The organism is Stenotrophomonas maltophilia group sp. RNC7 (genome assembly GCF_030910085.1).
Taxonomy (GTDB): Bacteria; Pseudomonadota; Gammaproteobacteria; order Xanthomonadales; family Xanthomonadaceae; genus Stenotrophomonas; species Stenotrophomonas sepilia.
On sequence record NZ_JAVFVN010000281.1, the window covers coordinates 19,949 to 32,107 of the forward strand.

Here is a 12,159-nt window from a genome sequence, read left to right on the forward strand (position 1 = left end):
CTTCCCAGGAAGTAGCCCATGCTCACCAGATTGAGGCTTGCAGCCAGCAAAGTTACAAAGCGGATGTGGTTCCGCTCGACCCTGTATGGCGCCCTAGGCATCATCACGGCGTTGGCGGGCGCGTTCCTGAAGTTCCTCATTCCCGTCGGCCTAGCCGCACGGATCGGCGCAGATTCCGTCGGCAACATTCTTGGCATTCTTGCCGCGTCGATGCTGACGGTAACCACCTTCTCGCTGTCCACCATGGTCTCGGCATACGGGTCCGCGTCCAGCAGCGCCACCCCGCGCGCGGCCCGCCTGCTGATCGAAGACACCCGGGCCCAAGGTGCGCTGGCCACCTTCATTGGTGCCTTCCTGTTCTCGATCGTGGGCCTCATCGCGCTCAGCACCGGCATCTACGGGGACAGCGGCCGGCTTGTGCTGTTCGGGGCAACCATCGCGGTCATCATTGTCATCACAGTGACGTTGCTCAGGGCTATCGAGCAGTTCTCACGCTTTGGCCGCGTTGGCGAAACCATCGATCTGGTGGAGCGGGCGACCAAAGCGGCAATGAAGCGCCGCGCCGCGGAGCCTCGGCTCGGCGGAGCCACTGCTGTCCCGGTAGGGGAGGGGGCGGTACTGCTGGTTGGCGATCAGGTTGCCTACGTTGAACATGTGGACGTCGCCCGGATCGACGGCATTGCACAGGAACATGATCTGCGCGTTCATCTGCTCTGCCAGCCGGGTACGTTCGCAACTCCGGCCCGTCCCTTGATAGCCATCGAGGGAAATCCACTTCCGGACGTGCGGAGTGAAGTGATCTCAGCCATTTCCTTTAGCGACGCGCGCTCCATCGAAAATGACCCACGGTTCGGGCTGGTCGTGCTTGCGGAAATTGCCCAGCGAGCCATGTCACCTGCGGTGAACGACCCTGGGACCTGCATCGACGTCATCGGGACATGTGTCAGGCTGCTCTGTGCATGGTCCAGCCACGCAGGGGACGCTGCGACAGGCGAGGTGCTGTATCCGCGCGTGCACGTGCAGTGTCTCGACGTACGCGACATGTTTGAGGACGCGTTCACTCCGATTGCCAGGGATGCCGCCGCGTCCCTGGAGGTCAGTATCCGGCTGCAGAAGGCCTTCGCAGCGTTGGCAGGGTCCTCGAATGAAGCGACAAGAGTCGCATCACAGGCGCATGCCCGCATCGCGTTGGAGCGCGGCCTATTGGCCATGGATTTCGAAGCTGATCGCGAGGCGCTTCGAGCCGTCGCATCTTATTTGACTCTGGAAGATGTGGACCACCGTTCGTAGTGTCTTCCTATCAAAGCCTTTGAAGCGCTGCGCTGGCTATCAGTGCTCGGCTGTGGTCTGGAGCACATCCGGTCAGCTCACCTTCCACAGCATGTATGCGGCAGTAATGAAGATCAGTACTGCAAATACCGTGTTCAGAGCTCCACGATAGTTGGCAAGCTTCGTCGAAATTGCTGCTCCTGCAGTACCGCCAGCCATCCCGGCAACGACGAACACTGCCGCGAGCTTCCAGTTGATCAGGCCTGCATGCGCGTAGTTCAGTGCGGTGGTCATGCCGAATGCGGCGACGGCGAGGAGCGAGCTTCCGACTGCGGCAATGATCGGCATTCCCGTCGCGGCCACAAGTGCGGGCACGATGAGGAAACCTCCGCCAATGCCAAAGAAGCCAGAAAGCCCACCGGCAGTGGCGCCCAGCCCAATCAGTGCGGGTGCATTGCGCCTGCCGAGCCGAGCGTCCGCGAAGCCAAGCGTGTTGCGCCTGCGAAGCATGGCGATGCCGACAATGACCATGACCACAGCAAACAGAGCCAGCAGTCTCTTGCCGTCGAACGCCTTGCCCAAGCTGGAACCCAGGTAGGCGCCCGCGATCCCCGCCAAGGCGAAGACCGAGGCACAGGGCCAGCGAACATTCCCTTTACGGGCATGCATCACCAGATTCGACACCGCATTGACCGCCACTGCCAGGGCGCTGGTGCCGATAGCCACATGCGGATCTTCCACCCCGACCGCGTAGAGCATCAGTGGTACCGCAAGGATGGATCCGCCCCCACCAACCACGCCAAGGACGAAGCCGACCAGGACGCCAGACAGGCCGCCCAGCGCCCACTGCAGCATAGATAGCGTTTCCATATGTCAGTCGGCGGACGCCGGACCTTGCTGCAGCCGTGTTGCGATGGAGGAAAGGTCGTAGCCTGCGTCCGAAGCAACAGACAGGACGTCAGCAAATGCCGCTCCATTGTGAACGACTTCCGACAGCGCCCACAGCATCGCAGCACGGGTGCCGGTTCTGCAGTACGCGACAACAGGGCGTGGCAGCGCGTCGATCAACTTGGCAAAGGTATGCACCTGATCATCGGTAATGACACCAGGCACTACCGGAAGATAGGCAAACTGCATGCCCGCCTGGTCGCAGGCAGCCTGCAGCGCATGGTGACTGGGCTGCTCCGGCTGTTCGTCGTCGGGCCGGTTGCAGATCACGCTCGCAAAGGCCTGCTCCTTCAGGGCTTCAATGTCCTTTGGCAGGAGCTGACCGGACACCTTGAGGCTGGCAGAGAGTGGCTTGAGGTTCATGGTTGTCCCGTAGTTGCGGTGGGGCGATGAATGAGGCCATGCAGGAGCACGCCAGCGATCATTGCCGTGGCAAAGATGATCGCGAAGGGCTGGCCGGTTCCCAGCAACGCGATGGCCGGGCCGGGACACACTCCGGCCAGTCCCCAACCCAGGCCGAATATCGCCGCACCGATGACCAGGCGCCGATCGATGATGCGAAGGGTGGGAATGTGCAGCGATGCGGCAAGCAGTGGTGTTCCTCGGGCGCGTATCCACAGGTAGGCTGCGCCGGAAGGAATCAGTGCGCCCAGCATGACCAGCGCCAGGGAGGGGTCCCAGGCGTCGCTCACATCCAGGAAAGCAAGCACGCGGGCTGGGTTGGCCATATCGGATACGACCAGGCCCAATCCGAAGAGTGCGCCGCACAGGAACGCGGCAAGACGGATCATGCCGGGCCTCCGGTCGCAATCTGTACCAGGGTTGCCGTGGCCATGCCCACGAGCATGAACACGCAGGTCGCCACCACCGAACGCGGCGATGCCCGGCCTAGTCCGCAGACACCGTGCCCACTGGTACAGCCAGCGCCAAGGCGAGTTCCGTAACCCACCAGCAGTCCGGCAATCACCAATACCACTGCTCCGTTTGCGGAGAGCGCCGGCAGGGGTATGGGCCTGGCCACCATTGCCAAGCCTGACGCCAGGGCAAGTCCCGCCAGGAACAGGGCAGCACTGCTGCGTCCGCCGTCACCCGGCATGCCCAGTGTCCTGGCAAGCAGACCCGAGATGCCAGCAACGCGCCCGAGAAGGAGTAGATAGGCTCCGGCCGCTGTTCCGATCATGGCACCGCCAGCGAGCGGCCAATACCAGGCCAGATGAGAGAGCGTCATAGCAGGTCCATCGGCAGCTTGAGGTAGCGCACGCCGTTTTCTTCGGGTTCGGGCAGATGGCCGGCGCACATGTTGACCTGCACTGACGGCAGGATCAGCCGTGGCATCGGAAGCGTGGCATCACGAGCCTCCCGCAGTTCCACGAACATGGCTTCACTCACGCCCTCGTGCACATGCATGTTTGTTGTCCTTTCGGCACCGATGGTTGTTTCCCATGCGAAATGGTCCCGGCCGGTGGCTTTGTAGTCATGGCACAGGAATACGCGGGCGGCGTCGGGCAGGGACAGCAGGCGCTGGATCGAGCGATACAACTGGCGCGCCGAGCCACCTGGAAAGTCGCATCGGGCGGTGCCGTAGTCCGGCATGAACAGCGTGTCTCCAGGAAATACGGCGTCGCCGATCACGTACGCCAGACAAGCGGGGGTATGGCCTGGCACGTGCAGCGACATCGCGTGCAGATTACCGATGCGGAAGGAGGCACCGTCGGCGAACAGGCGATCGAACTGGCTGCCATCCCGCTTGAATGCAGTGCCGGCGTTGAAGACCTTGCCGAAGGTTTCCTGGACTGCGGTGATGTGTTCGCCAATAGCCAGCGCGCCTCCCACCTGCTCCTGCAGCCATGGAGCCGCGGACAGGTGGTCGGCATGCGCGTGGGTTTCCAGCAACCATTGCACCTGTAGGCGCTCGGCCCGCACGTAGTCCACCAACGCCGATGCGGAGGCAGTGGAGGTGCGGGCTGCGGCCATGTCGAAGTCAAGGACGCTGTCGATGATGGCGCACGCTGAAGAAGATGGATCGCGTACGACGTGACTGGCAGTGAAAGTGGCAGGATCGAAGAAGGTCTTTACATGAGGCGAGGGGAGCAGGCCGGCACGGGCATCGTTGACGACGCGGACAGCCTGCTCCAAGGGGGCGTCTACCGCTACGGATTGGTTCACGACTGGCTCCGGGGGGATTGGTTGCTTAATCCTTACATAGTTACATAAGGTGTGCAACTATAGAAGCATGCTAGACTGGGCGCCTTCCCCATGGTGTTTGCATCACATCACCCGGCCAAGTTGCCCTTACCCGTGACCAGCCCCCCATTCAGCCCGTCAGACCTAGCCACGATGAAGGAGCGCGTGCCCGAAGTGGCCGAGTTGCTGCGCTTCATGGCCACTCCCTCCCGCCTGTTGCTGCTGTGCCAGCTCGCCCAAGGTGAAATGACGGTGAGCGGACTGGAGGACGCCACCGGCATCCGACAGCCGGCGCTCTCTCAGCAACTGGCCGAACTCCGCCAACGAAAGCTTGTAGCGACCCGACGGGAATCGCGGTCGATCGTCTACCGCATGGCAGACCCGCGCGTTGCAGCACTGCTGGGCGCGATGCATGGGATCTTCTGTGCGGACGATACATCAACTTGAAGTGGCCTAAGGCGTCTAGAAGGGACGGGCTAGACTCACTGACCTAGGGGAATTTAGGCCATCGGCGTAGTCTGCCCCAAAACCAATTGACCGCAGCAGGCTCGAGGTCTGCTGCGGCCTAGGGATGTTTATCAGGGATGGGGTGGATGTCTGCTTATGGCCGAAAGCGGACGTTGGGCCGGCGGGTAGGCCAGCGGCTCTGCTGTCCAATTACCGGAACATTGAGAACTTCGCTGCCGAGCGGGCCCCACACCGTCCGATTGAATTCCCATTTATGCACGCGAGTCGCCGACTACTATTCGAAGCGCTGCTCCATCGCGTGATGCTCGGACTCATCCCACCTGCGCTCCCGCTCGATTAGAAGGTCGAGGTCCGCGACCTTCTCCACCACCAGGGTCCTGACCTCAGGCGATTCATGCGTAATCAGCTCGCAAAGCGCCTGCTGACGGGCCTCGATAATCGGAACGCGTGAGTTCATCCAACTGTTCGGCACGGCTTGGCCGAAAGCGAACTCGATCAGGCTCGATTTGTCAGACGCACTGTCGAGAAGCCGCTTGAAGTGTTCACTTAGTCGAACCGAGGATGTCGAATCGTCGACCACCCCCGATCCGTCCTTTGCCTCGTAGACGCGGATGTTGCGCGCAACCAACTCCTGCCGTCGAGCATCATCCCCGCACCACGTCAGGAGCTGATCGATGCGTGCGAGATTCAGCGACGGCGAGGACTCACCGGATCGCTGCCGGAACAGCCAGTCCACCGCGTCGGACTCGGGATCATCACGTTCTATCTTGAGTAATGCATCTAGCAGCATCTCCGGACGCGCCTCGATGAATGACGACAGCACCTCGGAGTAGTTTTCCCGCGAGAGCCGATATTTCTTGACCCCGTCACAGAGTTCACCGACAAGCCGGGCCACCTCGTCTTCGGGCGCCCCAGGAGCAAGCGCTTCTACGATCAGCCTGCCTATACCGTGGTGGGCAGGCCGGTTCGCGTCGTCGGACCGATCACGCAACAGGTGACCCAGTGCGAATCGAATGGCAGAGAAGATCTCAGGCCCCGGGACATATTTCCGGTCGGCCCTCGCGTGTAACCGCATGATGAGCATGTCAAACGACGAGTGGTATCCCCCCGGTAGTTGGCAGACCGCATTCGTAAGCGCTGAAAGCTCCACGTCAGACATCGATTCATGACGTCCGCCATTGCCAACCGCCTCAAAATAAGTTGCGGGCACGCTGCCACGTCGGGCAACGTCGAGCAGCCGCGCACTCACCCACGGCGTAATCCGCGTGGATAGAAGTAGCCAAACGCTGTAAGGCCTGAGCTTATCTTCCGTCAGCAACTTCTCCTGGAGACGGGGCAGCAGGGCCGAATCCCGCTCCGCGATCGCCGACAAACAGCCTTCGATGAACTGGATGCTAGCGCGGTCTGGGGCATGTGCCTTGAACGACCGGATCAACTTCTCAACTAGGGCTTCTAGATCGCCGTGGGCTTCGGCGTAGCCATGACCTAGCCAAGCCACCGGTCTCGCGTAAGTCGCCCAAACCTGCGACGCTAGCCGCTCAAACAGGCCCGGGTTGGATGCGAGCGCCCGCCCTAAAGCGAAGACGCGGTCCCGCAGTTCGACCCTTTCTGCCTGATAGTCGGCGCCTCTACGGTGCGGATGCGCCCATTCGTCTACGAATGCGTAGGCGTTGATCTCAGACTCGAGATCGGAGGGCGCTGCCAGAGACCGCAGCCCCTCCAGGCGCCGAAGCACCGCCGGATGAAGACTCGCGCCGTCGTACTCGAGAGTCTGGCCGATGGCAAACCAAACTGCAGGCCACAGCCCGCCTGTGGCATACGTTGATAATAGCGCTTCCAAAGCGTCGAAACAGCCAGCACAGGTCCAGAGCTGTCGAAAGTTCGCTGCGATCAGAGACTTCGCCCACTCGCGCGAGTCATCGTTTGATTCAAGTATCGGATCGAGCAGCGAAAGGAATCCGTCATACCAGTCGCGTCGCTCCTGCCCGGATTTGGGCATCCAACCTGGTCCGCGGTTGCGTGCGCCGAACTGAAATCCTCCGAATGACGTCCACGACCGAGCCTCAAAGGCTGCGCGGAGCAGCTCGCCAGCGATCTCGCGGTCACGAAGCTCACCACTCGCAAGCAGGCTCCGCACAAGCGCCTGACGCCGCGCCGGGCCAGCCATGGTTCCGGATAGATGCAGCTGATGGAGTTGGCGCAACCGACCCACGACGCTGTCATTGTTCTCTCCACCACGCTCAGTCCGAGCTATAGAGAGCAGGACAGTCGCTGAGCGGTCGAAAGCCTCGTCGTCATAAGCCAGATCGACGAGGAGCCGGACGAAACGCTGAACGTTAGGATTGGCGCGGTCCGCGAACCCCGGAATATGGGCCGATTGCTCGATCGCGTCAAGAAGGACATCCGGGAAAATCGGAGCCACATAGTTGAGAACCACGAGGTGGTCCTCGCCGAGTGTCGCGAGATTGGCCAATGGTGCACTCGACTCGACCCAAGTGAGGGCCAACTCGCGAGCACGTTCGTTGTCATGAAGATATCCGAGGCGGTGAGCACAGGACTGGAGCAGCCGGATGTTTCCGGGACGCAGTAACTCGCGGTTGATGTCATCAGGTTCGCAGTCATCCAATGCGCGGCGCGCGAGCCGGTTTGCGAGTGCATGCGGCAGCACTGCGCGCCAGCTTCCTCGTCTCTGGGCGAGCTGCCTGCGCACAAGCTCAGCTTGGGCGCGCTGTAGGTCGGCGCGAGATACCTCAGATATCGACGACAGGACCCCGAGTTCATCCCCGTACTCTTCGCGTGAGACGTTGAACGAGTAAACCAATGATAGAGCCGTTGCTGCCCGTAGTAGATCCGCTGACTCGCCCTTGCGCTGCTGGAAAAGCCGCAGGAAGAGCTGCTCGTCATTAAAGCTTGTAAGCGATTCGTCCGGTTCCACCCGGTCAGCAAGCGCCAGCGCCAGTCTGGCGTTGCCGCCGGCGAATTCGGCAATACGCGCTGCATTGAAACGGTCGAGCTTGTGGTATCGCCGAAGAAGAAGCTTGGTGACTGTCTCCTCGCTACTTGGCTCGATATGAATGACATCGGTCTCCTCCGGTCGATCGTCAGAGATGTCGTACTCGATGGTAAGCAGGCGCAGTGGAGAGGAGCTGGCACTGAGCTGCTTCTGCAGAGACCGGTGCGTCTGTGGTGGGCAGTTGTCGAGGACGACATAGCTCGCCAGCTGGTTAGCGATCAGGTAGGTGACCACGGCTGATGCGGAAGGTGTCAGGTCCTCACCTAGATCGGCGTAGAGGACGTCAGTTGCAGGCAGTGCGTCATCCCCAACATCCTCTTCGAACAGGGCCTGTGCAAAACGTGTCTTCCCCACGCCCGACAGCCCTGTAATTCGCACGGCGCGAGAGCCTGACCGCAGCCGCGTCCGCGCCAGTTCTATGCCCTCCATGATTGTCATCAAGTTCTTTTCGCTTGAGCTGCCATCGCTCACGCAGCGATGCGCGTCGGACAGAAACTCGTCCTTATCGGCCTTCGGTGTCGAGGCCCAGCGACCATAAGGGCGCCAGCCCGCTAGCGGCTTGCCAAGCTTTTCCCGCGCCCAGAGCGCAACACCGGGATGGCTCTTCAGCCACAACGCAAGCCGGTCGGCTCCATAGAAGTCCAAGTGAAGCTCCTCGCCCGCACCATATGTCTTCAGTGCCTGCTCCATGCCGGCGAGGCGCCCCTTGTACATGGTCGCCGAGCAGCTGTCCTTGCCGCTGACGATGATGTAAGCGCCCTTCTCATCCGCAAGTGCCTTGATCGAGTCCTTAAGCACACCCGCCTCGAGCATCTCCCGTTCGCAGCTCCCGCGGCTCATGCTGTGCTTCTTCACCTGAAACCCGGTATGCGCACGGGGGATGAAGGCTGGCCGCACGAGAGGAAGTGCTGTCGCCACGCTAACGTCCAGTCCGCCGTCAGCTGCTTCCTGCGCCCCGCCGGCTTGCACGCTCGACCGGGGAATTCCCTGCTCGCGAAGCTCCGCTTCCGCTAGTCGAGCGACCAGCTCTCGCAGCTGGCCGTCGTCCAGGGTGGTGATGTCGGCAGCGGCTAATTCCAGGAAGTCCATCAGTCTCTCGAATTTTCGGTGCGGGCCCTCTCGCCCATAATGCCGAGGGTGTGACCCGGGTTGTAGGGGCTTGACTGACGAAGCTTCTAAGTTTCGAGTAGGTTGCTAACTTGAACAACTCTAGGTCCCGCACCTTTTGGTCAAGCCGGGGCCTGGTCCGGGTAGTGCAGCTGTCTTTCAGATAGCCTACCGCTTGTCTATCGCAACTATTGCGACCGTAACAATGTCCAACCGCCATCAGCAAGCGGTTCAGCACCAAAGCTGGTCGGGCATGCCGGCTGTTAGGACGGGCAGGGTCTCCTAGCATAGAAGAGCCCGAGCCGTGCCCGATGCAGACGAGACTCTTCCTACGCCGCTTCGTAATAGAGGCACGCTCTACGTCGGTTATTGGCCGGAAGTTGACACTAGCAATTGCTACCGAGACAACGCGCTCCGGATCCCCGTCGATTCCCGAAAATGATGCCACGGGCCCGCGTTGAGACGAAGCGCGCGCCCGCCGATCGTAGCAGCGCCAGGAATTGTGTAACCGCTCACTCAATCCGCGTTTGAGACCCACCTATAGCGTGCTACGCGACAGCTACTGAAGGAATGACGCCGTGCAACGGCGAGGCGTAAGGCCGAAGCTACCCTGCCTCGATGATCAGTACAACGAGTTCATCGGCTATTTGCTGGCACTGGGAACACACAGGGGATGGATACCTCGCGACGTTCCTCAGTACTCCAGACGCTCTGGACACCATCCTAAGTTCGCGCCGGTCACTGCGCTGCCTGCTCCGGAAGCCCTGCCATAACACGATGATGTTCGGCGAATCCAAGTTCATCAAACACCGCCTTGAACTTGATCAGGCAGTAACCGACATCTACTCACCGAAGTCGGTCAAAGTGTTGGCATCACCGTGAGAGTGATGCGCCAAGTAACGGCTTAGAGCCAGGAATGACCGATCTTACGCAGCTAGCTTCTCCACTGCGGCTTTAAACGAATCTTGCTGCTTGGTGAAGTAGAAGATCCGCTTGGGCAATTCATCAGTACTCATAGCAGTCTCCGGCTGAGTTTTCTGCAATCTGGAACACCTTCGAATGGCCTGTCGCATATCTTCACGATCAATACGCTGTCAACCTTCGTCCTCACGACGCTGATCGAGCACCCTCAGCATCTCATCTATCCAAGTTCCGGCATGTACCACCATGCGCAGGCCAATCTTGACGACTTCCTTTGCTCCCGAGCAAAGCGATAAGTGTCCCTTAGCAGGTACGCCCGACTGCAGTCACACTTCCTCTTGGATGTGGAAGCCGCCAACTCGCCCCAGCGGGCTGCCGCCTCAGTCAATGCTGAAGCGCTAGTTGCCCTCTCAATTCCGTGTCAGCGCGTGACCGCAGCTATCTCTTCCGCTAGACGTCGATCATTCCTCCAGCCTCTAGATACTGTCGTACCGAAGAGAGCCCATCGGTTCCTCCGCTACACATGACAGCTAAGGCGGTTTCTCCCTTGAAGAGGGCGCCAGAGTTTACTTGACGCACCCATGCGTTTGCCTGCAGCCGATTGGGAAAGATGGTGTGTAGCGCGCGATAGATGCCAATCACGTAGCTGATTCTCTGAATCGCTTGAGTTGACCGCTCACCCATGGCAACAGCGTCCAAGCAGACATCGCCTCCCCCGGCAGCCAGTCCAAGAATGGATAGCTGCTCCGAGGTGGTAAGTGACCAGGCCTGCGCGATTTCTGAAAACGCCTTCAGAGCCGGTCCCGCAAGACGCGGATTGTTCTCGGAGAATTGCGAGCTCATGGTGTGGGAACTTGGGAACGCCTTGGCAATCCTACTCTGAAGTTGAGTGTGCGTGCCTCCGAGCTTTGAGCATGACTGAATGAGCTGATCCAGCACCCAGCACCCAGCCCCACGTACCACTTGCCCACGGACAGAGCACGCTCACCGCGCTGTCGGAGCTAACTCCGTTGCGGGCTCTACCAGGTGATCCCGCCAGCGGCGTACCAGCAGGCTCACGCGATGGACAGATGCCCGGCCACGGCGCAAGGTAGCGGCTTGTAGCGACTGCAGAAATGACGCCCCGTATGAAGCCAATCATCTTAGCGCTGGATCTGGAGGGAACACTGATCTCCAACGCAATCAGTCAGATCCCCAGACCGGGCCTGCACGAGTTCCTCACACGCGTGCAATCGCAGTTCAATCAACTGGTGTTCTTCACGACGGTTCCGGAGGACCGAGTGCGCAACATTGCTGAACTTCTGGTCCGCGAAGGCAGTGTCCCAAGCTGGTTCACGGAGCTTCCCTACGTCCGCTGGTCTGGTGGAACAAAGGATCTGGCTTTCGTCTCGCCGCGGATTGGGGAGGCTTTGCTGCTAGATGACCACGGACCGTACGTGAGGTCTGGTCAAGAACATCTTTGGGTTGAGGTTTCGCTATTTGGCTCGCCTTACCCTCCTGAAGACGACGGTTTGAAGCTCGCATACCAGAGGCTGACCGAGCGTGTGGCCGCTCTAGACCGCGATGGCAGATCGCCGGCCGCGACGGACCCGATGTAGCCACCAGGTCCCCGGTCGTCTTGGAGCGAGCGCAGGAACCTCCTGCGCGGCGCCTCTGTCCTAGCTTGTCTACTACTGATGTGCAGATATGCGCACTCAACGCGCCAAAACTCCTGTTAGTGAGCACATTTCTGCACACAAGGTACATATGACCTTCCACTCTCCATCAGAACTCGTAGAACTACTGGGCTCTCGAATACGAGATCGCAGGCTTGCCGCCAACATTTCGCAGGCCACACTAGCGGACAAGGCAGGAGTCTCTCGACGCGCATTGATTGAGCTTGAGGCAGGACGCGGCTCGACGCTACTTACGCTGGCTGCAGTTCTTAAGGCCCTCGGGCTTCAAGATGAATTGATCCAACTCGTTCCTGTGCCTTCGGTGAGCCCGATGGCGATGTTGACCCTCAAAACGCCCAGAAAGCGTGCTCGTTCGCAAGCTAGAGACACTGTCAGCGGCCACTTCGAGCGCCGAACAGACGACGATCCGCATGCGGATTGATGGGAAAATTCGTCATAGATTATAAAGAATGCAGGCGCAACTACTGCTTCTCCACCGTCGATTAGATCCATTACTGCCAGGCAGCCGCGTTGCATCGCCTCCTTCCGTTTGCGCATTTCCACGACGATTGATTCCACTTCGTCTCTTGTGCG

At 60.3% G+C, this 12,159-nt stretch carries 11 protein-coding genes; 4 read left to right on the forward strand and 7 right to left on the reverse strand.

Translation table 11 applies throughout. From position 1 onward, the window contains the following. Window positions 1-18 precede the first annotated feature (18 nt). The gene (locus tag RCF13_RS03935; RefSeq protein ID WP_134967885.1) at window positions 19-1,290 is read left to right on the forward strand and encodes a DUF2254 domain-containing protein; all 1,272 of its coding nucleotides are present in this window, start codon (window positions 19-21) and stop codon (window positions 1,288-1,290) included. Window positions 1,291-1,362: 72 nt separating this feature from the next. On the opposite strand, the gene RCF13_RS03940 is transcribed toward RCF13_RS03935, so the two are convergent. The 5 genes from RCF13_RS03940 to RCF13_RS03960 are packed head-to-tail and all read right to left on the reverse strand — an operon-like array spanning window position 1,363 to window position 4,311. Next, window positions 1,363-2,124, reverse strand: coding sequence for a sulfite exporter TauE/SafE family protein (locus RCF13_RS03940; protein ID WP_134967884.1), 762 nt, complete (start codon window positions 2,122-2,124; stop codon window positions 1,363-1,365). 18 nt (window positions 2,125-2,142) lie between these two features. Continuing rightward, on the reverse strand, window positions 2,143-2,580 hold the full coding sequence (locus RCF13_RS03945) for a TIGR01244 family sulfur transferase (RefSeq protein WP_005420843.1): 438 nt from the start codon (window positions 2,578-2,580) through the stop codon (window positions 2,143-2,145). After that, entirely contained in the window at window positions 2,577-3,008 is a 432-nt protein-coding gene (locus RCF13_RS03950; protein WP_005420840.1) for a DUF6691 family protein, read from the reverse strand. The genes RCF13_RS03945 and RCF13_RS03950 overlap by 4 nt, the downstream gene beginning before the upstream one ends. After that, window positions 3,005-3,445: a hypothetical protein gene (locus tag RCF13_RS03955; protein WP_005420838.1), complete on the reverse strand. Its 441-nt coding sequence runs from the start codon at window positions 3,443-3,445 to the stop codon at window positions 3,005-3,007. The genes RCF13_RS03950 and RCF13_RS03955 overlap by 4 nt, the downstream gene beginning before the upstream one ends. Then, window positions 3,442-4,311, reverse strand: coding sequence for an MBL fold metallo-hydrolase (locus tag RCF13_RS03960; RefSeq protein ID WP_231352771.1), 870 nt, complete (start codon window positions 4,309-4,311; stop codon window positions 3,442-3,444). Before RCF13_RS03960 ends, RCF13_RS03955 begins: the two co-directional genes overlap by 4 nt. A gap of 243 nt (window positions 4,312-4,554) precedes the next feature. Here RCF13_RS03960 and RCF13_RS03965 point away from each other — a divergent pair, with 243 nt between their 5' ends. Beyond that, window positions 4,555-4,848, forward strand: coding sequence for a metalloregulator ArsR/SmtB family transcription factor (locus tag RCF13_RS03965; protein ID WP_021202108.1), 294 nt, complete (start codon window positions 4,555-4,557; stop codon window positions 4,846-4,848). Between the two features lie 295 nt (window positions 4,849-5,143). Here the strand turns inward: RCF13_RS03965 and RCF13_RS03970 are convergent, their stop codons facing one another. Next, a complete protein-coding gene (locus RCF13_RS03970) occupies window positions 5,144-8,971 on the reverse strand; it encodes a hypothetical protein (RefSeq protein ID WP_134967882.1) in 3,828 nt (1,275 codons plus the stop codon). A gap of 1,389 nt (window positions 8,972-10,360) precedes the next feature. Continuing rightward, window positions 10,361-10,753: an antitoxin Xre/MbcA/ParS toxin-binding domain-containing protein gene (locus RCF13_RS03975; protein ID WP_134967881.1), complete on the reverse strand. Its 393-nt coding sequence runs from the start codon at window positions 10,751-10,753 to the stop codon at window positions 10,361-10,363. A 284-nt stretch (window positions 10,754-11,037) separates the two neighbouring features. On the opposite strand from RCF13_RS03975, the gene RCF13_RS03980 reads away from it, so the two are divergent. Further along, window positions 11,038-11,508: an NIF family HAD-type phosphatase gene (locus tag RCF13_RS03980; protein WP_134967880.1), complete on the forward strand. Its 471-nt coding sequence runs from the start codon at window positions 11,038-11,040 to the stop codon at window positions 11,506-11,508. An 88-nt stretch (window positions 11,509-11,596) separates the two neighbouring features. After that, on the forward strand, window positions 11,597-12,007 hold the full coding sequence (locus RCF13_RS03985; protein WP_231352426.1) for a helix-turn-helix domain-containing protein: 411 nt from the start codon (window positions 11,597-11,599) through the stop codon (window positions 12,005-12,007). The last annotated feature ends 152 nt before the right edge of the window (window positions 12,008-12,159 follow it).

Coding starts and splice junctions, on each gene's coding strand:
- RCF13_RS03945 (WP_005420843.1), bottom strand. CDS start 2,580: ATGAACCTCAAGCCACTCTCTGCCAGCCTCAAGGTGTCCGGTCAGCTC.
- RCF13_RS03955 (WP_005420838.1), bottom strand. CDS start 3,445: ATGACGCTCTCTCATCTGGCCTGGTATTGGCCGCTCGCTGGCGGTGCC.
- RCF13_RS03980 (WP_134967880.1), top strand. CDS start 11,038: ATGAAGCCAATCATCTTAGCGCTGGATCTGGAGGGAACACTGATCTCC.
- RCF13_RS03975 (WP_134967881.1), bottom strand. CDS start 10,753: ATGAGCTCGCAATTCTCCGAGAACAATCCGCGTCTTGCGGGACCGGCT.
- RCF13_RS03970 (WP_134967882.1), bottom strand. CDS start 8,971: ATGGACTTCCTGGAATTAGCCGCTGCCGACATCACCACCCTGGACGAC.
- RCF13_RS03985 (WP_231352426.1), top strand. CDS start 11,597: ATGCGCACTCAACGCGCCAAAACTCCTGTTAGTGAGCACATTTCTGCA.
- RCF13_RS03935 (WP_134967885.1), top strand. CDS start 19: ATGCTCACCAGATTGAGGCTTGCAGCCAGCAAAGTTACAAAGCGGATG.
- RCF13_RS03965 (WP_021202108.1), top strand. CDS start 4,555: ATGAAGGAGCGCGTGCCCGAAGTGGCCGAGTTGCTGCGCTTCATGGCC.
- RCF13_RS03940 (WP_134967884.1), bottom strand. CDS start 2,124: ATGCTGCAGTGGGCGCTGGGCGGCCTGTCTGGCGTCCTGGTCGGCTTC.
- RCF13_RS03950 (WP_005420840.1), bottom strand. CDS start 3,008: ATGATCCGTCTTGCCGCGTTCCTGTGCGGCGCACTCTTCGGATTGGGC.